The organism is Vibrio chagasii, assembly GCA_041879415.1.
In the GTDB taxonomy this organism is placed as follows: domain Bacteria; phylum Pseudomonadota; class Gammaproteobacteria; order Enterobacterales; family Vibrionaceae; genus Vibrio.
This window is the reverse complement of the sequence record CP090851.1, coordinates 12,792-34,229: the sequence shown is the minus strand read 5'-3', so window position 1 is coordinate 34,229 and position 21,438 is coordinate 12,792. Positions and strand designations below refer to the sequence as shown.

Sequence of the window (21,438 nt, the reverse complement as noted above, 5' to 3'; positions counted from 1 at the left end):
GGCCTTTAAGCCTTGATAAAGAGAGCCATCGATTCGAGATGGCTGGTGTGTGGGAACATATCCAACATACCAAGTTTGGCTAATTGGTAGCCTTGCTTTTCTAAGCTCTCTGAATCTCTAGCTAGAGTAGCAGGATTACACGAAACATAAACCACACGCTTCGCTCCTAATGCTGAAATTTGATCAACAACACCACTCGCTCCAGCACGAGCTGGGTCCAGTAAGATTTTATCAAATTTCTCTTTTGCCCAAGCTTGTGCAGATAGGTCTTCTTCAAGGTTCGCTTGGTAAAATTCGGTGTTGCTCAACTGGTTCAATTTAGCATTCGATGAGGCTTGCTGAACCATCTCATCGACACCTTCAACACCAACCACAAAAGCTGACTGTTGAGCGATAGGCAGACTGAAGTTACCTAAGCCACAAAACAGATCCAGCACTCGCTCATCCGCTTTAGGTTCTAACCATTCAATCGCTTGAGCCACCATCTGCTGGTTGACCTTCTGGTTCACCTGAATGAAGTGGTTTGGCTCGAAAGGTAAGGTGACGCCTGTTTCGCTGTAGCTAGGTGCATCACCAACCAAACGGACCAACTTGTCGGTTTCTGGCATTGAGTACAGTATCGCGCCTTCTTCTTTCGCCAACGCAATCAATGCTTGCTCATCTCTTTCAATCAAAGGCTTGAGGTGGCGTAGCACCATTACCGGGCCAGTATCACCCAATACCAATTCAACGTGTCCTAAAGACGTAAGGTTGCTGAAAGTGTTGAGTAAATTTTTCAGCTTTGGCAGCAATACATTTAGGCGAGGATCAAGCACGGCACAATCTGTGATGTTTTCTATCTGCTTGCTCTGCTTCTTACGAAAACCGAACTGAAGCTTGTGCGTTTTCTTATCAACAAACAAGCTGATACGCGCACGACGACGGTAACCGGTTTCATCACCAACAATCGGTTGAGCCATCTCTGTCTCATCCGTCTTATATTGGTTCATCAAGTGCGTAAGAGATTGTGCCTTGTGTTCTACCTGAGATTGGTAACCAAGGTGCTGAAGGTGACAACCGCCACACTGATTAAAGTGTTTACAAAAAGGCTTTAGACGTTGCTCGCTTGGCTTCAGCAATTTGATGAGTTTCGCGCGTGCAAACTTACTTTTACTCTCAGTAAGCTGAATAACCACCTGTTCACCAGGCAATGCGCCGTCAATGAAAACCGGTTTGTTTTTCTGATAAGCGATGCCAGCGCCATTGTGATCCATTCGTTCAACCAAAACCGATTGATGCTTGGTCTCGAGTTGAGTTTTCTTTTTTGGTTGGAAAAAACGTGCCATTGCTTGTGCCTAATGTATCTTTTAATAAGTAATTGGTATCCAGGACTCACTATTCTGTCTTGGAATCATTGTCGAACGTCACGGCTTTGATTAAGCTTACCGTTCACTTAACCGCCATTGTGTGCGTTATTTTCCCATATCCAGACCTCGATGTAATTAAAGAACATGACCAGATATGGCTTAAGAGCCCGTGTAATTACCTTAACTCTAGCTCCAACCCTGATTATTGGGCTGCTATTGAGTGCATTTTTCTCATTTAACCGCTATCAAGACCTTGAAGGTCAGGTGGTCAACACAGGTACTAGCATCATTGAACCACTGGCAATTGCGAGTGAATCTGGCATGCAACTCGAAAGTCGAGAGTCTGTTCGTCAGCTAATTAGCTATGCACATCGAAAGAACTCTAAGCTGGTACGCAGTATCGCGGTGTTCGATGAACGCCATGAGTTATTTGTAACCTCAAACTTCCACCCTGATTTCGAAAGCCTGACTTATCCAAAAGATAAACCAATTCCGCATTTAAGCTCTTCTGACCTACTCGATAACACACTGATTCTTCGAACCCCGATTATTGCAGAAGGCCAGTACATCAACTCGGCTAACGGCCAGTCTCAAGCCAACCAAGCGATTGGTTATATTGCGATTGAATTGGACCTTTCTTCACTTCGTTTGCAGCAATATCAAGAAGTCTTCTCTGCCTTCTTAGTGTTGATTCTTGGATTGGGTCTTTCTGGTGTTTTTGCTTTCCGATTGATGCACGATGTAACTCAACCGATCACACACATGAAAAACATGGTGGACCGAATTCGCCGTGGTCACTTGGATGTCCGTATCGAAGGCAAAATGCACGGTGAGTTAGACTCGCTGAAAAACGGTATCAACGCGATGGCGGTATCGCTGTCGGAATATCACGTCGAGATGCAGCACAGTATCGACCAAGCCACTTCGGACCTGCGCGAAACTCTTGAGCAACTAGAGATTCAAAACGTTGAGTTAGACATCGCGAAAAAACGTGCACAAGAAGCGGCACGTGTTAAGTCTGAGTTCTTGGCAAATATGTCTCACGAACTAAGAACACCACTTAACGGTGTGATTGGCTTTACTCGCCAGATGCTTAAGACTCACCTGTCGAACAGTCAGACGGACTACCTACAGACCATTGAACGCTCTGCGAATAACCTACTCAGTATCATCAACGATATCTTGGACTTCTCGAAACTTGAAGCCGGTAAACTGGCGCTAGAAAACATTCCATTTGAGTTCCAAGCAAGCCTAGAAGAAGTTGTGAACCTTCAAGCGACCAACGCTCATGAGAAAGGTCTAGAGCTTACACTTAAGATTGATCCAAAAGTACCGGCAGGCGTTGTTGGTGATCCACTGCGTATCCAACAAATCCTGACCAACCTAGTGGGTAACTCAATCAAGTTTACCGAGCGTGGTAACATCGATATTAGCGTTGAGTTACGTTCACAAAGCGAAGACAACATCGAACTACAGTTCATGGTTCGTGATACGGGTATTGGTATCTCTGAGCGTCAGCAAGCGCAACTATTCCAAGCCTTCAGCCAAGCAGATGCAAGTATCTCTCGTCGCTATGGTGGTACAGGCCTAGGTCTGGTTATCACCCAGAAACTTGTGAGCCAAATGGGCGGTGAGATCAGCCTAACCAGTCGCCTACACCAAGGTTCAACTTTCTGGTTTACGCTAAGGCTATCAACCACCGATATGCCGATGACAGAGCTAATTGAGACTCAATGTCTGCAAGACAAGCAACTGCTGCTGATCGAGCCAAACATGCAAGCGGCTTCGATTACTCAACAAATCCTGACCCAAGAAGGCTTAGTCGTTACCTACCGTTCGGTGATGCCTGACGAATCAACCTCGTACGACTACGTACTGCTGAACCTCGCAGCTAACCAAGATTATCAATTTGATACGGTCAGCGGCTGGGCAATTGGCGCGAAGAAGATTGCTCAGAACGTGATCATTGGTACACCGAGTACCGAGCTCGCACTTGGTGAACAATTGATGAAAGAAGTCGATGTTCAATGCATCACCAAACCTCTTTCTCGTAAGAAGCTCCTGCAAACTCTGGTGTCGAACCAAGCGCCAACCTTGATTGCACCAGCAATTGAAACCCATTCAGAAGAGAAGCTACCACTGACTGTAATGGCTGTGGATGACAACCCAGCTAACCTGAAGCTTATCACCGCGCTACTCAAAGAACGTGTGGAAACAGTCATCAGTTGCACCAGTGGTCAGCAGGCTATCGACAAAGCCACTGAGACTCAATTTGATATCATCTTCATGGATATTCAGATGCCACAGATGGATGGTGTCACCGCTTGTCAAAACATCAAGAAGCTCGCCAACAACGCCAACACACCTGTGATTGCTGTTACCGCACACGCCATGACGGGCGAGCGCGATAGACTGCTAGAAGCAGGCATGGATGACTACCTGACCAAACCAATTGAAGAGCATGTGTTACAGCAAGTATTGATTCACTGGAGCCCAACCTCTGAGGTTGAGCACATCGAAAAGATCAATCCAGATCACCCTGCAGTATCAGCCGAGGTCGACAACAGCCAGGTGTCTGAAAGTAATGTTAGCGTGCATAAGAACATCATCATTGATTGGCAAGCTGCGATGAAGCAGGCCGCCAATAAAGAAGATCTCGCACGTGATATGCTGCAAATGCTGGTCGACTTTATCCCTGAGGTCTATGACGCGGCTGAGAAAGCGATCGAAGACACGGATTACCCTGTGGATCAGCTGATACACATCATCCACAAGATGCATGGCAGCAGCTCATACAGTGGCGTCCCAAGGCTTAAATCAGTCTGTGCCACGATAGAGAAAGAGCTGCGCTCAGGTACTTCAATTGAAGATATCGAGCCAGAACTTTTTGAACTTCAAGACGAGCTCGATAAGGTACAAGCGACCGCTGTTCACTACCTAAAACCAACCAGTGATTAAATCGGCTTAGCCTCGAATTCAAGGCAATAAAAAAAGCAGAGCATATAAGCTCTGCTTTTTTGTTTATGCTATTTACTCAGTAACGAGCGAACACCAGGATGAGTTAGAGATTACGACTCAAAGAGTACCGTCGCTACCGCATAATGACGCTCATCTGAAATAGTCAGGTGAATCGAAGTTGTGCCACTCGCTTGCGCAATTTCTCGAGCTTTATTGTGCAAGCTCAGCACTGGCTTGCCATGCTCGTCGTTCGAGATTTCGAAGTCATGAAAAGTAACACCCAATGCGATGCCTGTACCTAGCGCTTTTGATGCAGCTTCTTTAGCTGCAAAGCGCTTAGCGAGATAACGACCTTTTTGCTTTAGCTGTTGAAACACTTCAAATTCAGAGTCCGTCAGAATACGCTGAGCAAATGCCTCACCACTGCGTGATAATGCTTTTTCAACACGTTCAATTTCCGCGATATCTGTCCCAAGCCCTACAACAGCCATAATTACCCTTTAACTACTTATTGATGATGCCACTTAACAAACTAGATATTTAACAAACTAAATGTTGTTACGAGCGTTTTCCATTACAGCTTTCATGTCAGCGACGGCTTTGTTCAAACCATCAAAGACTGCACGTCCCATGATTGAGTGACCGATGTTTAGCTCGTAGATTTCTGGCAGTGCCGCAATTGGCGCCACGTTGTGGTACGTCAGACCGTGACCGGCATTCACCGTAATACCTAGATCATCTGCGTAGCTTGCGCCAGCCGCAATCTTTTTCAGCTCATCTTGTTGGTCTTCTTCTGTTTTCGCATCAGCGTAGTGACCCGTGTGAAGCTCAATGAACGGTGCACCACACGCTTTTGCTGCATCAATCTGTTCGCGGTCAGCATCGATAAACAGCGACACTTTAATACCAGCTGCAGATAGCTTTTGCGTAGCCGCTTTTACTTTCTCAAGCTGGCCAACCACGTCCAAGCCACCTTCAGTAGTTAGCTCTTCACGCTTTTCAGGAACAAGACAAACAAATTCAGGCTTAGTATCTAGTGCAATCTGAACCATCTCATCCGTCACTGCCATTTCTAAGTTCATGCGAGTTTGGATAGTTTCAGCCAGAATACGTACATCGCGATCAACGATGTGACGACGGTCTTCACGCAGGTGAATGGTGATGCCGTCAGCACCAGCGCGCTCAGCAATTTCAGCTGCGTGTACTGGATCCGGGTATTTAGTACCACGTGCATTACGTAGTGTTGCAATATGGTCGATATTAACGCCTAAAAGGATTGAGCTCATTTTCCAATACTCCGTGCTCTAGAAAGACCTGCTCTTGGCAAAAACAGTTCTCTACTTTTTAATGGTTTGCCGCCAAGATACGGCTTTAAGGCTATGCGTGTAAAGCGTTTTGCCGCTTTTAACTGCTCTTTAGTGATAAACCTACGTTCGCTGATCGCAATAAGTTCATCACCCATAAAAGTCAGGTTGTCTCGTCGCACTGAAGCAATGAAACCTTTCTGCTCTCGATAGCGATAAGTCATTGTTGGATCAATCGGTTCACCGGTACCTGCACAGTGTAAAAAGTCGACGCCATACCCCATAGCAGATAGCAGTGCCAACTCAAAACGACGCAGTGCTGGCTCTGGATTTTCATTATGCGCCAGCTCTGTTAAAGCATGAAGATAGTCGTGAAAAAGAGCAGGCATTGGCACTTCAGCCATCAGAACTCGACCAATCAGCTCGTTCACATACATTGCGGAATAGAGGTTAATGCCAGTGAGAGGCAAACCTAAACTGATAGGCTCAGCTTGACGCAGTGTTTTCATTGAGCTGTTCCCCGACCACTTGAGTAGTAGAGGCGTAAAAGGCTGCAACGCTCCTTTTAAGTTGGAACGCTTGCTACGAGCACCTTTCGACATCAACGTAACACGGCCAAACTCTTCACTGAAAATATCCAGTATTAAGCTCGACTCGCTATATGGTCTACGGTGCAATACAAAGCATCGCTGTAACCCTTCGCTCAATGATTTATCCTTCTTACAGATACAAAAAGAGAGAGTTCGCACTCTCTCTTCAACTCACTATTTTGATTTCACATCCAGTTAAGGAAAGTGAAGTTCAATCTAGATTATAGATCGTCGATGTAGCCTAGTGAACGAAGTGCACGTTCATCATCAGCCCAACCAGATTTAACCTTAACCCAAGTCTCTAGGTAAACCTTACGACCGAATAGCTCTTCCATATCGATACGTGCTTCGCGACCAATCGTTTTGATCTTCTCGCCCGCTTTACCAATCACCATTTTCTTCTGACCAGTACGTTCAACAAGAATTAGTGCGTTGATGTGGAAACCATCGTTGTCTGGGTTGTAGTCGAAACGTTCGATCTCAACCGTTACCGAGTAAGGTAGTTCATCACCCGTAAAGCGCATCAGCTTTTCACGGATAATTTCAGACGCCATAAAACGCTGCGAGCGATCCGTCACATACTCTTCTGGGAAGTGGTGTGTCGCTTTAGGTAAGTGTGCACGTACGTGCTTACGCAGTACATCAATGTTCTTACCTTGCTTCGCCGAGATAGGCACAACATCAATGAAGTCCATCTTCTTAGAGACTTCCATCATGTGCTGCATCACATTGGTACGGTCTTGAACGTTATCTACTTTGTTGATGCAAAGTACAACTGGGAAGTCAGTCTTCTTCAGCTTGTTCAGAACCATCTCATCGTCTTCAGTCCAGTGAGTACCGTCAACAAGGAAGAATACTAGGTTCACATCACTCAGTGAGCTGTTTGCCGCACGGTTCATCAAGCGGTTGATTGCACGCTTTTCTTCAATGTGAAGTCCAGGAGTATCAACGAAGATCGCTTGGTAATCACCTTCAGTTTCCACGCCCATAATACGGTGACGTGTCGTCTGTGGTTTACGTGATGTAATAGAAATCTTCTGTCCCAGAATATGGTTCAGAAGCGTCGACTTACCTACGTTTGGGCGACCTACAATAGCGATGAAGCCACAGTGTTGGTTTTCCGGTAGGCTAGGTTGTTTGCTATCAGATGAAAAGAATGCATCGATATCGAATTCTTGGTTGTTATCAGACATTGCTTAGTTGCTCTAATGCTGTTTCAGCAGCCGCTTGTTCTGCCTTGCGGCGGCTAGTGCCTTTACCGATAACAGGTTTATCCACACCTGCCACTTCACACTCAACCGTAAACTCTTGGTTGTGTGCTTCACCTTTAATATTAGTCACTGTGTAGACAGGTAGAGGATTTCTTCGACCTTGTAAGAACTCTTGAAGACGAGTTTTAGGGTCTTTTTGAGATACTCCAGGCTGAATAGCTTCTAGGCGAGATTGGTACCAGCTTAAAATAATGCCACGAACCGTCTCGGTATCACTATCTAAATAGATAGCGCCGATGATCGCTTCTACAGCATCCGCTAGAATAGAATCACGACGGAAACCGCCACTCTTCAACTCACCTGGACCTAATTTTAAGTAATCTCCTAGTTCGAATTCACGACCTAGTTCTGCCAATGTATGACCACGTACTAATGTTGCGCGCATGCGGCTCATATCACCTTCGTTTATCTTAGGAAAACGATGGTATAGATCATCAGCGATAACAAAACTTAAAATTGAATCGCCCAGAAACTCAAGACGTTCGTTATGCTTACCAGCGGCGCTGCGGTGAGTCAGCGCCAAGTGGATAAGATCGGCATCATTGAACTGATAGCCAATCTTTCTCTCTAGTTTATCAATTGGAGAATTCATGCTCTCTCGATGTGTTAATTGATCGATTAATGAATCCCACCGATGCGATTAAAACGCACACCAGTAGGAATCCATGTTGGAAGTACACTGTCTGAACCACGTTCGAATTCGAAACTAATCCAAATAGCAACGGCCTTACCAACAAGGTTTGCTTCAGGGACAAAGCCCCAGTAACGGCTATCAGCACTGTTGTCACGGTTATCACCCATCACAAAGTATTGGCCTTCTGGAACGACCCATTCGTTAACACCGTTACGAGGTTGATATGCTTGCACACGGTCACGACGCAGTGGGTTAACTAAGATTTGGTGCTCTACATCTCCAAGCTGTTCATTCAGCTGAATCAGAGGCACACCATCTTGAATAAATTGGCTCTCTTCAACGTTACTTAGTTTCACTGGTTCACAGCTACTTGTACCTTTCGCCTGGATACAGATTTCTTTACGACTGCTATAACGAATAGTATCACCTGGCAAACCGACAACACGCTTGATGTAGTCAATGTTTGGCTGAGGCGGGTACTTAAATACGATTGAATCACCACGTTCTGGCTTGCCTGTTTCTACCAATTGAGTGCGCCATACTGGGTCTTTAAGACCGTACGCGTACTTCTCTACCAAGATGAAATCACCAACTAAAAGCGTTGGCATCATCGAGCCAGATGGGATTTGAAACGGTTCATAAATAAATGAACGCAAGATCAAAACAAATGCAATTACCGGGAAAATGGACACACTGTTCTCAACCCACCAAGGCTGAGCCGTAACTTTTGCGCTGGTTTCAGCGTCTAGGCCATTCGTTTGTGCTTCCACATCAGCAAGCTTCTGCTGGCGTTTCTTCGCCCACACAAACTTTTCCAATGCCCATACAATGCCGGTCACTAGAGTTACGATCACTAAGATAAGCGAAAATGTATTAGCCATTGATATCCCTTAAATTTCATTTCTTTAAAAATAACGAAAGTGAAAGAGTATAACTCTTTCACTCTGCTTAATATTTCTAATTTTTATCAATCACACTGACTAGATGCTTAAAATATTACGCAGGAAAAATCGCTTAGTTCGAGGCGCAAAGTGCAGTGACTAGTGGGCCTAATTACAAAACTTTGCAACAAAGAAATAAGCGATTTTAACCAGTAATATTTAGCAGTTAGTTAGTACGATTGATACTAGTCTTTGCCAACGTGAAGAATTGCTAAGAATGCTTCTTGAGGCAGTTCTACGTTACCGATCTGCTTCATACGCTTCTTACCTTCTTTCTGTTTCTTCAGAAGCTTCTTCTTACGACTCACGTCACCACCGTAACATTTCGCGATTACGTTCTTACGCAGTTGTTTAACTGTCGAACGAGCGATGATGTGGTTACCGATAGCCGCTTGAATCGCGATATCAAACATTTGACGAGGGATGAACTCTTTCATCTTCTCTACAAGCTGACGACCACGAGTTTGCGATTGATCTTTGTGTGTAATCATCGCTAGTGCATCAACCGTGTCACCGTTTAGAAGTACGTCTACACGAACCATGCTTGATGCTTCAAAACGTTGGAAGTTGTAATCCAGTGATGCGTAACCACGAGACGTTGATTTCAGACGGTCGAAGAAGTCCAGTACTACTTCAGCCATTGGAATATCGTACACAACCGCTACTTGGTTGCCGTGATAAATCATATCAACCTGAACACCACGCTTCTCAACACACAGTGTGATTACGTTACCTAGGTAGTCAGAAGGTACTAAGATATTACAACGTGCAATCGGCTCACGAATCTCGTTGATATCATTGATAGCAGGCAGCTTAGCTGGGCTATCAACATACAGTTGAGTGCCGTCTGTTTTTTCAACTTCGTATACTACGGTTGGTGCAGTTGTGATTAGGTCTAGGTCGTATTCACGCTCTAGACGTTCTTGGATGATCTCCATGTGAAGCATACCCAAGAAACCACAACGGAAACCGAAACCAAGTGCTGCTGAGTTCTCTGGTTCGTAGAATAGAGAAGCATCGTTCAGGCTTAGTTTACCTAGTGCATCACGGAAGTTTTCGTAATCATCAGATGATACTGGGAACAGACCCGCGTATACCTGTGGTTTTACTTTCTTAAAGCCAGGTAGCGCTTTTTCACAGCCGTTTTTAGCCAGTGTTAGCGTATCACCAACCGGTGCACCTAGGATGTCTTTAATACCACAAACAACCCAACCTACTTCACCAGTGTTTAGCTCTGTAGTATCGATTTGCTTAGGCGTGAAGATACCTAGACGGTCTACACCCCAAACTTGGCCGGTGCTCATTACTTTGATCTTGTCGTTCTTCTTCAGAGAACCGTTCTTGATACGAACAAGAGAAACAACACCAAGGTAGTTATCGAACCAAGAGTCGATGATTAGTGCTTGTAGTGGCGCTTCAGGATCGCCTTCTGGAGCAGGAATTGCTGAAACAATGTTTTCTAGAACATCGTCTACACCGATACCTGTTTTCGCAGAACAGCGCGTTGCTTCCATCGCGTCGATACCTACGATCTCTTCAATCTCTTCAGATACGCGCTCTGGATCAGCTGCTGGAAGGTCAATCTTATTTAGGATTGGCACAACTTCCAGATCCATTTCGATCGCTGTGTAACAGTTTGCTAGAGTCTGAGCTTCTACACCTTGACCAGCATCGACAACCAATAGTGCGCCTTCACAAGCTGCAAGAGAACGTGATACTTCGTATGCGAAGTCAACGTGTCCCGGAGTATCGATGAAGTTAAGTTGGTAAGTTTCACCATCTTTTGCGGTGTAGTTTAGTGTCACACTCTGAGATTTGATGGTGATGCCACGTTCACGCTCAAGATCCATCGAATCAAGGACTTGTGCAGCCATTTCACGATCGCTTAATCCTCCACAAACTTGGATTAGACGGTCAGATAGGGTCGACTTACCATGGTCGATGTGGGCGATAATCGAAAAGTTACGAATGTGCTTCATAATTTGGTGTGACAAACTCTTTAAATTAGGACGGTAAGAAAGCCGCAAAACTATTTAAAAATAGCTAACGGTGGCGGCATTTCAATCAAGTTGGCAGATTCTACCCAATTTAACAGCAAGACGCATCATAAATTAGACTAGCGGCTCACCGAGGATTCGAATCAATACGACTTCTTGCTTGGATTTGTCTTCCATCGGTTTAGCGAGTCGCTTCGCTAAAGCAATACCACCAGCAGTAAATAGGGCTGCGCTCAGTATAACAATCCCCTCGCCCCCTTGAAGTAAGGGTTGTAACAAGAGTTGTCCAATGCCAGCACCAATCATCAACATGAAAAGTGGGATAAGGTAAACAATAGCTGCAGACTGAAGTAGGCTTTTTTCAGGAAAGCCGATTTCTACAATCTGACCCGCTTTCACAAGGCTTTTGGTTTTTAATTGCCAAAACAAAGATTTGTTGCCAACCGCTTTGGTGACAATACCAGTACCGCAGCTTTTTTGTGAAGAGCAGCTGCTGCAACTGGTTTGTTGTTCGCAGCTCAATTGAACAAAGTATTGCTTACCTTTTTGTTCAACTGAGCTAACGGTAGCCAGCGCGGTCATCATTGCGCTGACACCTGATTATTGAAAGTAACTGATTGAGCGATACGCTTGGCCGTGGCTGGCGGGATATCACCTACGACAGACACTTCTCTGTCACCAATCACTAAACTGTGCAAAGTTCTACGCCCTTGACGTACCAACTGGCCTTTCAATGAGTGTTCGTCTTTGTCGGCGATATATACCGAAAAGCTAAATAATCCATCGCTGAAAAGCTGACTCTCGACCATTTTATCGGTCGCAGCCATTTGGTAACGGCTCAATTCTTTTGACTTAAACCCTTCTGGCACCCATGAAGCTTGCCAGTCGGTCTCACTCACCAAACCCTCAGGTAATGATAAAACCTTCGGCAGTTGCGCTTGGTTTAAGCCGCCCATAGCTTCCGCGATTTTATCGTTCACGACATAAGAGATAGTTCGGTACTGTTCCAGTATTTCACCATCACGGTCTAATAGGTCGGCACGTAGAGGAAGACTGGTTTTCTCGTCTACCCAAACCACGTATGAGTAGCGAAGGCCATCTTTTGGCACTACGCGTAATACTTGAGTCGTGCTGCCCGCTTCACGAGAACGCCCAACTTTTACAAAGTCGTAGTACTGGTTCAGAGATTCAATATCTCGATTGATCATCGGAATAACAGGCGCAACCATGCTGCCTGACTGGATCGTAAACGGCTCTGTACCCGGTTCGATGTAGCTCACTTCATTACCGCGACGAATCACTTCACGAACAGGGCCACTTAGATAAACAAGGTGTGCGAGTTGTTGGTCGTCGTTAACCGCATGGCGATAAACAAGAGGTTCAATACTGCTCTTCTTGATCAGTATGTAAGAGAGTTCGTAATTTAGATGCTGACTGGCCTCGTTCATTTGATGCAACAAGGCCTTTGCAGTTGTTTCCTCTGCAAAGGCTGTTGGAGACATCAAGCTGAACAGTGTCAGTGCACTGACCAGGATTTTCTTCATTCAATGTCCGATTCTAGATGTGCATCTTCCATAGGCGACGCATCACTGTTTAATCTTAGTTGTAGCTCATAATCTTCTAGCATTGCATGAACACGTTTACGCTGCTCTTGCAAATTTGCTTCAGACGCGGGTCTCTCTACCGACTCGCGGGTTAAGCTTACTGGCTCAGCGGATCCCGCAAATGGAATCGTCTGAAGTACAGGTAACTGTTCTGGTGTCGCTGGATCGCTGCCACCATATTGTTGAACACCTAATACAACCGCTAAAGAAACACACGCTGCCACAGCAACTTGTCCAAACTGTTGTAACCACGCTGGAAGCTGACGCTTCGCTTGCTGAGGTTTTGGTTGCTCTTCAATTGGAGCAACAGTAGGTTCAACATTCACTTGGTGCAGGTTTGGCATCGCACTGTGTGCAGGCTCATCTTCAAGCGCTGCTGCCACACTATCCGCAATGTTCCAATTTTTAGTTTCTGGCGCATCCCCACGCATAACGTCACCGATTAAGTGGTAACTCTGCCAGGTATTCATGCTTTCTTGATCAGACTCTAGATCTACAATGAGAGCTTTATCGATCGTTTCACCATCCATGAGTGCCGAAAGCTTTTCTTTATCAGCCATTATTTTCACCATAATTATTACAAGTTCTAGCGCTGCAAAAGAGGTTTAATTTTCTTTTCCACCGCTTCACGAGCTCGGAAGATACGCGAACGTACGGTTCCTACAGGGCAATCCATTACTTCTGCAATCTCTTCGTAGCTCAAACCTTCAAGCTCACGCAGCGTCATTGCAGTTTTTAAGTCTTCTGGCAGCGCTTCAATCGCTCCAAAAACGACTTGTTTCAATTCTTTTGACAGCGTTAAGTTCTCAGGGTTCGATATTTCTTTTAACGCGCTGCCTGTTTCGTAATATTCAGCATCTTCTGCATCTACATCCGTTGCGGGCGGTCTACGTCCCTGGGCAACGATATGATTCTTTGCGGTGTTCACGGCAATTCGGTACAACCATGTATAGAAGGCACTCTCGCCACGAAAATTAGGTATCGCGCGGTAAGCTTTAATAAAAGCTTCTTGTGCTACATCAGGTACATCACCGGAATTATTCACGTATCGAGAGATAAGGTTACAAACTTTGTTTTGATACTTAACCACTAGTAAGTTAAATGCTTGCTTATCTCCACTCTGAACTCGCTCAATCAACACTTGATCGGTTAGCTGCTCGTTCATTCGAGCGGGTACTCCTATTGTTATAACCCTCACCTTCACAGATATGGGTACTAATTATGCGAAATGTAGTATTGACACCACCGTCTACAAGAGCACTATTGTGACTAAGCCAAATACCGAAAGTTCCAACTTTCTTAAAATTATTTGCCATTATTGTTTCACAATGTGATGTAATAAAAATAGCTATCCCTATCAATTTGGGGAAACTAGAGCAAAAGCAATGGTATTGAGCAATTAAATATTTCTAGATAGCTGTCTATATCTTGATTTTGCATGGCGTTTTAGGACGACTCTGAGGGGATTATAACAGTCTTACCGCAACTCCTAAAACAAGACAAAGTCAATTGAGAGTAGACAACTCGACTATAGCCCGGGATTTAATAAGTTTTATGAACGCAAACCGTGAACATCAATGTGATGTATTAGTGGTAGGAAGTGGTGCGGCAGGCTTGTCATTAGCCTTACGCGTAGCAGAACATGCAAAAGTAATTGTATTAAGCAAAGGACCACGCAGCGAAGGATCGACGTATTACGCACAAGGCGGTATCGCTGCGGTGTTCGATGAGTCGGACAGTATTGAGTCTCACGTTGAAGATACTCAAATTGCCGGGGCTGGGTTATGTGAAGAAGATACAGTTCAATTCATTGCTGAGAATGCTAAAGAGTGTGTGCAATGGCTGATTGATGGCGGCGTTCCATTTGATAAAGATGAGAACAGCACTGATGGTCAACCTAAGTATCACCTAACTCGTGAAGGTGGACACAGCCACCGCAGAATCCTGCACGCTGCCGATGCAACTGGCATGGCGATGCAGACCTCACTGCAAGATAACGTCAAGAATCACCCAAACATCGAGATCTTCGAGCGCCACAACGCGCTGGACCTGATCACTGAAGATAAGATTGGTGGATCGAAAGACAAGGTGATCGGTGCCTACATCTGGAACCGCAACCAAGAACACGTAGAAACCGTACGAGCTAAATTTGTTGTGCTTGCTACTGGCGGCGCATCAAAAGTGTACCAATACACTTCTAACCCAGATGTCTCTTCTGGTGATGGCATTGCTATCGCTTGGCGTGCGGGTTGTCGTGTAGCAAACCTAGAGTTCAACCAATTCCACCCGACTTGCTTGTTCCACCCAGAAGCACGCAACTTCCTACTAACGGAAGCACTTCGTGGCGAAGGCGCTTACTTGCGTCGTCCGGATGGTACACGCTTCATGAAAGACTTCGATGAGCGTGGTGAATTGGCGCCTCGTGATGTCGTTGCTCGCGCAATCGACTTCGAAATGAAGCGATTAGGTGCAGACTGCATGTACGTCGACATCAGCCACAAGCCTGAAGAGTTCATTACTGCGCACTTCCCAATGATCCATACTCGTTTGATGGACTTGGGTATCGATATGACCAAAGAGCCGATCCCGATTGTACCGGCTGCGCACTACACCTGTGGTGGTGTGATGGTCAATAAAGATGGTCAAACGGATCTGCAAAACCTCTACGCAATTGGTGAAGTAAGCTACACCGGTCTTCACGGTGCGAACCGTATGGCATCAAACTCACTACTAGAATGTGTGGTTTACGCATGGTCGGCAGCAAAACACATCGTAGAGAACATTGAACAGTCTCAATTGTGTGCGGAGCTTCCTGCATGGGATGAAAGCCAAGTCACCAACAGTGATGAAGAAGTTATTATCCAGCACAACTGGCATGAACTTCGTCTATTCATGTGGGATTACATGGGTATCGTACGTACAGACAAGCGACTTGAGCGTGCAATGCGTCGTATTCAGATGTTGCAGCAAGAGACTCACGAGTATTACAGCAACTTTAAGGTGTCGAACAACCTTTTGGAGCTGCGTAACCTACTTCAAGTCGCTGAGCTAATGGTTCGCTGTGCAATGCAACGCAAAGAGAGCCGCGGCCTGCACTACACATTGGATTACCCAGAGCTGGCTGAAGACAGTGGCCCAACGATTCTGACACCAGAGAAACGTCAATCGTAACTTGGCGCATTCGTCATTCACGAAAAGTAATCAAACGAAAGGGAGCCTAGTGCTCCCTTTTCTTTTAACTCATGACTTGTCGATTACTTTAGCTTAGCGAGCGCATTCGTTGTAAGTTCGCCAAAAAGTGCCGATACTCTTGCTCTTGGCAACTGTCTCGCCATAGTAGTACCGAGTGACCACATTCAAATTGTAATTTTACGAAGAATTGCGCCCAAATCTGATCGACCGACTTTAAGCTGTATGTACTGCCATTCAAACGCACTTCACCATCATCCTTATAATCAAGACATCCTTGAGCGCTGGTGATAAGCATGTGATTGGCACGAAACAGATTGAAGGTTAAGTACAGACAATAAAGGCTGACTGCCAGTGGAATAGAAGAGACAACGATAAAAAACAAAAGGCACCCGAAAACAGTGCCTTTTGTTAATAATGCGAAATACGAAGGGTTAAGCTGAAGCTTAACGAACCTTGCTGAGGTTGTGTGCGACAATTTTATCAACCATTGAAGCGTGACCTAGGTTTTCACTACGGCCGTGGCCCATCACCCAAGTAAACAGGTCTGGATCATCACACTCTAGTAAAGAAACAAACTCGCGCTGTTCCTGCTCTTGCAATGAATCAAAACACTCTTCGAAAAATGGCATGATGACTACATCAAGTTCTAACATGCCGCGACGGCAACCCCATTTAATTCGTGCTTTCTGCTCTGCAGTGTACATTGGCTATCCTCACCTATAATTTTTCTTTCTTGGAGTGTAACAAGTCATACGCTCTGCAACTACTATGTGGGTCACAGTCCCTATCTCCGCTCACAAAAAAACCTAGGCTGACAAAGAAACAGAACAGGATTAACATAGAGCCAAATAAAATTCTTAGGAAAGATAAAATGGATTGGAAAAACACCTTTCAGCCGCACGCTCATACGCAAAACGATTCGCTTCCAGAACTGATGATGACACACGTGTCAGACTGGAGTGCAATTACCATGGTAGGCGATGACAAAAAATCGTACCTACAAGGTCAAGTAACGTGCGACGTCGTGACTCTTCCTAATGATGAATCCACATTAGGCGCCCACTGTGATGCAAAAGGAAAGGTATGGAGTATCTTCCGCCTATTCCACCACAACGGTGGTTACGCGCTTATGCAGCCTAAGTCTGCGATTGAAGTTGAGCTCGTAGAAATCAAAAAATACGCAGTCTTCTCTAAGGTCGATATTGAGCAAACCAGCGATGTGGTTATCGGTGTGATGGGCGCTGCTGCGGATCAGTACATCGACTCTATCTCAGAGAGCCAAGGTAAAGTTCGTGCGATTTCAGGCGGTACAGCCGTTCAAGTTGCTGACAACCGCTGGGCTCTGCTTGTGACAGAACAAGCTGCAGAAGCATTGGTGACTAACAGCTCTGCGGAGAAAGTCTCAGAGGCGCTATGGCAGTATCATGAAATTATCGATGCTCAGCCTAATCTAACCAAAGCAGAGCAAAATGAGCATATCCCTCAGGCGCTTAACCTACAAGCGATTGGTGGCATCAGCTTCACCAAGGGTTGTTACACAGGTCAAGAAACAGTAGCTCGCGCTAAATACCGTGGCATGAACAAACGTGAAATGCGCATTGTTTCGGGCCCAACAGCGGAAGTGCTAACACTAGAAAGCCCTATTGAGCTAGAGCGCAGCGTTGGTGAAAACTGGCGTGGAGCGGGTCAACTGATCAACGTATATCAATTTGCTGACAACCAAGCAATTGGCCTAATGGTGCTACCGAACAACCTGGATGACGATGTTCAGCTGCGTTTGACAGCACAACCCGATCAAATCTGGAGTATCCAGCCACTGCCTTACAGCCTTGACGACGAGTAATTACGTGGAAACAGTGATTACACAATGGCTGGACCAACAGCAGGTGAGCTATCGCCTGCTGTTACAAAGTAAGCCAACCACCAGCATCGAAGAAACCGCGCAAGAACGAGGCATCGACCCATCTCAAATGGTGAAATGTATTCTGCTCAAAGACATGGGCAATCAATACGCGCTAGCGTGCACCGCTGGTGATCGCTCCGTCGATCCGAAGAAAGTGCGCTCAATTCTAAATTGCCGCCGCATGACCTGTGTCTCGTTAAGCGATGTAGAGTCTATTACAGGCTTTAAGCCCGGTTGTGTTGGCCCGCTTGCATTAAAGAGGCACATGCCGATCATCTTTGATCCTTCGATCCAGAACAATGCAACGGTGACCATCAGCTCTGGGGATCGAATGGCAGGTATCGCTTTGGATCCCAATGATCTCATGACGCTATGTACGCCGATCATCGCTGAGATCAGTCGATGATCGGATCAATACAGTGATTGATCGCAAACTCTTCCCCTAGTTTTCACTGGATACATATTTAGTGTGAAGCTCGTCATAAGATAACTAGATTAAAGTTAAATATTTAATCAAAATTAAAGCATAAGTAGTCACAGGTAAAAATCTGCGTTATTGTGAATTTACTGACTAGCCCCTAGGCAAATCAGTACAAGTGAATCCACTGAGTAACATCAGTATCCACTTTTGTGTAATGCATCTGTGACTATTCGCCCGTTTTAGACGGGCTTTTTTTTGTCTTAATTTTACAATTTGATTACACAAACAAAAAAATCCCGCCTATTCTTATACTTGTCACATTTAAGCTGCTTAATACCGAACAGGAAAGTTCACGGCAGTTCACTACTCAGTATTATTTTGGGGAGGAGCTCACGTAAAAATAGATATTTACTGTAGAAAGTGCTTAGAACAGCACAAATATCTAATTAACGTCAACGCTACTGCATATTACTCCATGCTTATCACAATTATTATCTCGGAGTTTTTCTATAATGTGCAGGCTAGGTAAATATAAGGATAATTAAAAATGAGACTGTTTAAGCGCTATACACCGAGTATGATTGCTAAACATGTAAGTCGACTTTTCAAAGGACGAATCTACATTTACGGCGTAGGGAAATTTGAGTTCGATAACGGCAAGCTAGTGCTGCCAGACCGAGCAGAGAAACGCCACTTTGAAACAGTGAAAGAAATAAATAGTGAAATTATGAAGCTGCGCTGTGCTTACGCATAATCAAATTATCTAGAGAATTCAAAACAAAAAGGGTTGGCTAACGCCAACCCTTTTTTCGTACCAATGATTCGAACGAAACTTTGGTGCGAAACATTAGAAACAAAGTCACTATCGATGAATCACAGGGGGCTTCGCTAAGTCAGGAAGGTTACCCGCTAGACCTAACGCTCGCTTCATGATTTCATCTTTCGCACAAGGAAGTTGACCTGCGAGCTTCATACCGATACCACGAATCAGCTTCTTCGCCGGATTATCGCCTTCAAATAGGTCTTTAAAGCCCTGCATCGATGCAATCATCTTCGCGGCTTCTGCTTTTCTCCAGCGCTCATAACCACGTAAGTTACGTTTGGTACCGATGTCCTCGCCCGCAGCCCAGAGCTTTAACAGCTCTTGCGCTAGGCTGGCAGCATCTAGCAAACCAAGGTTAACGCCCTGCCCTGCAAGCGGGTGAATGGTATGCGCAGCATCACCCACCAAAGCCACGCGCTCTATGGCGAAGTCTCTCGCGTATCGCATGCGCAGTGGGAACGCAAAACGCTCGCCAACCACTTCACACAAGCCTAGTTTAGAGTCGAACTCAGCTGTTAGCTGTTTATTAAACTCCGCATCCGACATAGATACGAGCTTCTCGGCACGATTTGGCTCAGTAGACCAAACGATAGAACTCATATTGCTCGGCTGCATTGGTAAGAATGCCAACGGGCCCTGTGGTGTAAATATTTGACGAGCCACACTATGGTGCGGTTCAGCAGTTTTAACGTTCGCAACAATTGCACTATGCCCGTAGTCCCAATGTGTTAGAGGGATATCTTGCTGCTTGCGAACCCAAGAATTAGCACCATCTGCGCCAACGACAAGCTTAGCCGTCAGTGCTTGACCGTTATCTAAAGTCAGCCATGCTTCGCTTTCACCAATTGCCATTGTTTTGCACGTCGCTGGCATGTATAGACTGACGTTTTCTTGCTTTTTAACCTGCTCAAGCAACGCCAATTGAATCACACGGTTCTCAACAATATGACCTAAATTAGGCTGCGCTAAACGCGTTGAGTCAAATTCAATGCGAGCGAAGCTATCTTGTTCCCACACTTCCATCGCTTGATAAGGTGCAGCACGTCTTTGCTCAATTCCCTGCCACGCACCTAGATTACGCAAAATCACTTCACTAGAACGGCTCAATGCAGAAACACGTACGTCAGGCAGTTCATTAAGCCCTTCGCTTGGTGCCTTACCTTCAATTACAGCCACTCTCAGATCACTGTCTTTCAAAGCTGCAGCAAGGGCTAAGCCAACCATGCCTCCACCAACAATTGCGATATCAACACTTTGCATCATTATTTTTCTACCTTATCTTTCTACTAGGCCAAGCGTATGACGCAAAAGTGGACCTTTAAGTGGTGGAAGGTTATCCATAACAGCTAACCCAAGGTTACGCCCGATACGAGCGGTTAAAAAGTCATTTGAGAATAGATGTACTAGGCTCGATGTCAGTGTAATCGTCGCCCCTCTATCCTGTTCTCTACGTTTTCTAAAGTTAACAAGACCAGTGTATCGACCAACATCATCCAACTGAGTACACAACTCTTCGGCTAAAGAAGCCACATCACGAATACCGAGGTTAAAGCCCTGACCCGCGATCGGATGAAGAGTTTGAGCGGCATTGCCGACAATCGCAAATCGATGAGAGATATTTTGCTGACGATGACGAAGAATCAGAGGATAGCTCGCACGCTTACCCACCTTATCTAAACGGCCTAATCGCCAACCAAAATCATTCTGCAGCTGTTCAAGGAACTGGCTGTCGTTTAAAGCCATGACTTTATCAGCTTGTTGTGGCGGTAAGCACCACACTAGCGATAGACGGTTGTCCGTCATCGGTAATAAAGCAACTGGCCCATGATGGGTAAAACGCTCAAAGGCGCGACCTTGATGAGGCTCGCTCGCCACAATGTTGGCAATGACAGCCACTTGCTCAAAGTCATGCTCACTCAACGAAATATTCAGTTGTTGGCAGCAGGTAGAGATCGCTCCGTCAGCTGCAACCAACAACTTAGTAGTAATGGTTTGCCCGCTGTTAAGGTCAATGGTCGTCAGTAAATCACTACGCTCAATTTTCGCTACTGAATCAGGGCACAACATCGTAATTGCCTCTTCTGACTCCAGCTTTTGCTGATAGATTCGACCGACATCCGCCAACTCGACCACATAACCAAGCGCATCAACCGCAAGATCTTCGCTGTAGATATCAGTCATTCCTGCATGCCCACGATCCGAGACATGAATATCTTTAATCGGGGTTGCTACTGGAGCGATCGATTGCCACAACTGCAATGAATCAAGGATCTGCACTGTGCCATAAGACAAAGCAATAGAACGAGAATCAAACCCAGGATGAGCTTGATGATCAACCTGATAAGGTTCCACTACCGCAATCGATAGCGAGCCTTGGCTTAGGTGATTCAAGGCAAGCGCCAAAGTCGCCCCTGCCATCGCACCACCAGCAATTACAACATCATACTGAGCCAT

General features: G+C 45.5%; 21 protein-coding genes. 5 read left to right on the top strand and 16 right to left on the bottom strand.

Annotated elements, in window-relative coordinates; all coding sequences use genetic code 11:
- Nucleotides 1-5 precede the first annotated feature (5 nt).
- Nucleotides 6-1,325 carry a 23S rRNA (uracil(1939)-C(5))-methyltransferase RlmD gene (gene rlmD / locus L0991_00180; GenBank protein XGB62516.1) on the bottom strand — a complete coding sequence of 440 codons (1,320 nt, stop codon included), beginning with the start codon at nt 1,323-1,325 and terminating at the stop codon, nt 6-8.
- A gap of 165 nt (nt 1,326-1,490) precedes the next feature.
- Here rlmD and barA point away from each other — a divergent pair, with 165 nt between their 5' ends.
- On the top strand, nt 1,491-4,304 hold the full coding sequence (barA, locus tag L0991_00175) for a two-component sensor histidine kinase BarA (GenBank protein XGB62515.1): 2,814 nt from the start codon (nt 1,491-1,493) through the stop codon (nt 4,302-4,304).
- Nucleotides 4,305-4,414: 110 nt separating this feature from the next.
- Here the strand turns inward: barA and acpS are convergent, their stop codons facing one another.
- From acpS to rpoE, 11 genes are all read right to left on the bottom strand, one after another.
- On the bottom strand, nt 4,415-4,795 hold the full coding sequence (gene acpS / locus L0991_00170) for a holo-ACP synthase (protein ID XGB62514.1): 381 nt from the start codon (nt 4,793-4,795) through the stop codon (nt 4,415-4,417).
- 57 nt (nt 4,796-4,852) lie between these two features.
- The gene (pdxJ, locus tag L0991_00165) at nt 4,853-5,590 is read right to left on the bottom strand and encodes a pyridoxine 5'-phosphate synthase (protein XGB62513.1); all 738 of its coding nucleotides are present in this window, start codon (nt 5,588-5,590) and stop codon (nt 4,853-4,855) included.
- Nucleotides 5,587-6,315: a DNA repair protein RecO gene (recO, locus tag L0991_00160; GenBank protein XGB62512.1), complete on the bottom strand. Its 729-nt coding sequence runs from the start codon at nt 6,313-6,315 to the stop codon at nt 5,587-5,589. The genes pdxJ and recO overlap by 4 nt, the downstream gene beginning before the upstream one ends.
- A 104-nt stretch (nt 6,316-6,419) precedes the next feature.
- The gene (gene era / locus L0991_00155; protein ID XGB62511.1) at nt 6,420-7,391 is read right to left on the bottom strand and encodes a GTPase Era; all 972 of its coding nucleotides are present in this window, start codon (nt 7,389-7,391) and stop codon (nt 6,420-6,422) included.
- Complete coding sequence (rnc, locus tag L0991_00150) at nt 7,384-8,061, bottom strand: ribonuclease III (GenBank protein XGB62510.1); 678 nt, start codon at nt 8,059-8,061, stop codon at nt 7,384-7,386. The genes era and rnc overlap by 8 nt, the downstream gene beginning before the upstream one ends.
- Nucleotides 8,062-8,087: 26 nt before the next feature.
- Nucleotides 8,088-8,984 (bottom strand): signal peptidase I, encoded by an 897-nt coding sequence (gene lepB, locus L0991_00145; GenBank protein XGB62509.1) that lies wholly within the window; start codon nt 8,982-8,984, stop codon nt 8,088-8,090.
- A gap of 245 nt (nt 8,985-9,229) precedes the next feature.
- Nucleotides 9,230-11,023 carry a translation elongation factor 4 gene (gene lepA / locus L0991_00140; GenBank protein ID XGB62508.1) on the bottom strand — a complete coding sequence of 598 codons (1,794 nt, stop codon included), beginning with the start codon at nt 11,021-11,023 and terminating at the stop codon, nt 9,230-9,232.
- A gap of 132 nt (nt 11,024-11,155) precedes the next feature.
- Nucleotides 11,156-11,626 (bottom strand): SoxR reducing system RseC family protein, encoded by a 471-nt coding sequence (locus L0991_00135; GenBank protein XGB62507.1) that lies wholly within the window; start codon nt 11,624-11,626, stop codon nt 11,156-11,158.
- Nucleotides 11,623-12,585, bottom strand: a complete 963-nt coding sequence (rseB, locus tag L0991_00130; GenBank protein ID XGB62506.1) for a sigma-E factor regulatory protein RseB — start codon at nt 12,583-12,585, stop codon at nt 11,623-11,625. The genes L0991_00135 and rseB overlap by 4 nt, the downstream gene beginning before the upstream one ends.
- Entirely contained in the window at nt 12,582-13,205 is a 624-nt protein-coding gene (locus L0991_00125) for an anti-sigma E factor (GenBank protein XGB62505.1), read from the bottom strand. Before L0991_00125 ends, rseB begins: the two co-directional genes overlap by 4 nt.
- A gap of 26 nt (nt 13,206-13,231) precedes the next feature.
- Nucleotides 13,232-13,810, bottom strand: a complete 579-nt coding sequence (gene rpoE, locus L0991_00120) for an RNA polymerase sigma factor RpoE (GenBank protein ID XGB62504.1) — start codon at nt 13,808-13,810, stop codon at nt 13,232-13,234.
- Nucleotides 13,811-14,199: 389 nt separating this feature from the next.
- Between rpoE and nadB the strand changes: the two genes are divergently transcribed.
- Entirely contained in the window at nt 14,200-15,816 is a 1,617-nt protein-coding gene (gene nadB / locus L0991_00115; GenBank protein XGB62503.1) for an L-aspartate oxidase, read from the top strand.
- A gap of 88 nt (nt 15,817-15,904) precedes the next feature.
- On the opposite strand, the gene L0991_00110 is transcribed toward nadB, so the two are convergent.
- Nucleotides 15,905-16,219, bottom strand: coding sequence for a hypothetical protein (locus L0991_00110; protein XGB62502.1), 315 nt, complete (start codon nt 16,217-16,219; stop codon nt 15,905-15,907).
- Nucleotides 16,220-16,280: 61 nt separating this feature from the next.
- On the bottom strand, nt 16,281-16,541 hold the full coding sequence (locus tag L0991_00105; protein ID XGB62501.1) for a succinate dehydrogenase assembly factor 2: 261 nt from the start codon (nt 16,539-16,541) through the stop codon (nt 16,281-16,283).
- 167 nt (nt 16,542-16,708) lie between these two features.
- Here L0991_00105 and ygfZ point away from each other — a divergent pair, with 167 nt between their 5' ends.
- The 3 genes from ygfZ (at nt 16,709) to L0991_00090 (ending at nt 18,915) form a co-directional block, all read left to right on the top strand.
- Nucleotides 16,709-17,680 (top strand): tRNA-modifying protein YgfZ, encoded by a 972-nt coding sequence (gene ygfZ / locus L0991_00100; protein ID XGB62500.1) that lies wholly within the window; start codon nt 16,709-16,711, stop codon nt 17,678-17,680.
- 4 nt (nt 17,681-17,684) lie between these two features.
- Nucleotides 17,685-18,146 (top strand): YbaK/EbsC family protein, encoded by a 462-nt coding sequence (locus L0991_00095; GenBank protein ID XGB62499.1) that lies wholly within the window; start codon nt 17,685-17,687, stop codon nt 18,144-18,146.
- A 562-nt stretch (nt 18,147-18,708) separates the two neighbouring features.
- The gene (locus tag L0991_00090; GenBank protein ID XGB62498.1) at nt 18,709-18,915 is read left to right on the top strand and encodes a DUF1107 domain-containing protein; all 207 of its coding nucleotides are present in this window, start codon (nt 18,709-18,711) and stop codon (nt 18,913-18,915) included.
- Nucleotides 18,916-19,023: 108 nt separating this feature from the next.
- On the opposite strand, the gene L0991_00085 is transcribed toward L0991_00090, so the two are convergent.
- Together L0991_00085 and ubiH are read right to left on the bottom strand one after the other, a co-directional pair.
- Nucleotides 19,024-20,247, bottom strand: coding sequence for an FAD-dependent 2-octaprenylphenol hydroxylase (locus tag L0991_00085; GenBank protein ID XGB62497.1), 1,224 nt, complete (start codon nt 20,245-20,247; stop codon nt 19,024-19,026).
- 12 nt (nt 20,248-20,259) lie between these two features.
- A complete protein-coding gene (gene ubiH / locus L0991_00080) occupies nt 20,260-21,438 on the bottom strand; it encodes a 2-octaprenyl-6-methoxyphenyl hydroxylase (GenBank protein XGB63822.1) in 1,179 nt (392 codons plus the stop codon).

Excerpts from the sequence above, each read along its gene's own strand:
- acpS (XGB62514.1), bottom strand. The coding sequence starts at position 4,795 with ATGGCTGTTGTAGGGCTTGGGACAGATATCGCGGAAATTGAACGTGTT.
- L0991_00125 (XGB62505.1), bottom strand. The coding sequence starts at position 13,205 with ATGGCTGATAAAGAAAAGCTTTCGGCACTCATGGATGGTGAAACGATC.
- ubiH (XGB63822.1), bottom strand. The coding sequence starts at position 21,438 with ATGGCTCAGTATGATGTTGTAATTGCTGGTGGTGCGATGGCAGGGGCG.
- L0991_00105 (XGB62501.1), bottom strand. The coding sequence starts at position 16,541 with ATGTACACTGCAGAGCAGAAAGCACGAATTAAATGGGGTTGCCGTCGC.
- pdxJ (XGB62513.1), bottom strand. The coding sequence starts at position 5,590 with ATGAGCTCAATCCTTTTAGGCGTTAATATCGACCATATTGCAACACTA.
- nadB (XGB62503.1), top strand. The coding sequence starts at position 14,200 with ATGAACGCAAACCGTGAACATCAATGTGATGTATTAGTGGTAGGAAGT.
- L0991_00090 (XGB62498.1), top strand. The coding sequence starts at position 18,709 with ATGAGACTGTTTAAGCGCTATACACCGAGTATGATTGCTAAACATGTA.
- lepB (XGB62509.1), bottom strand. The coding sequence starts at position 8,984 with ATGGCTAATACATTTTCGCTTATCTTAGTGATCGTAACTCTAGTGACC.
- era (XGB62511.1), bottom strand. The coding sequence starts at position 7,391 with ATGTCTGATAACAACCAAGAATTCGATATCGATGCATTCTTTTCATCT.
- L0991_00135 (XGB62507.1), bottom strand. The coding sequence starts at position 11,626 with ATGATGACCGCGCTGGCTACCGTTAGCTCAGTTGAACAAAAAGGTAAG.
- rnc (XGB62510.1), bottom strand. The coding sequence starts at position 8,061 with ATGAATTCTCCAATTGATAAACTAGAGAGAAAGATTGGCTATCAGTTC.
- barA (XGB62515.1), top strand. The coding sequence starts at position 1,491 with ATGACCAGATATGGCTTAAGAGCCCGTGTAATTACCTTAACTCTAGCT.
- rlmD (XGB62516.1), bottom strand. The coding sequence starts at position 1,325 with ATGGCACGTTTTTTCCAACCAAAAAAGAAAACTCAACTCGAGACCAAG.
- ygfZ (XGB62500.1), top strand. The coding sequence starts at position 16,709 with ATGGATTGGAAAAACACCTTTCAGCCGCACGCTCATACGCAAAACGAT.
- rpoE (XGB62504.1), bottom strand. The coding sequence starts at position 13,810 with ATGAACGAGCAGCTAACCGATCAAGTGTTGATTGAGCGAGTTCAGAGT.
- L0991_00085 (XGB62497.1), bottom strand. The coding sequence starts at position 20,247 with ATGATGCAAAGTGTTGATATCGCAATTGTTGGTGGAGGCATGGTTGGC.
- rseB (XGB62506.1), bottom strand. The coding sequence starts at position 12,585 with ATGAAGAAAATCCTGGTCAGTGCACTGACACTGTTCAGCTTGATGTCT.
- lepA (XGB62508.1), bottom strand. The coding sequence starts at position 11,023 with ATGAAGCACATTCGTAACTTTTCGATTATCGCCCACATCGACCATGGT.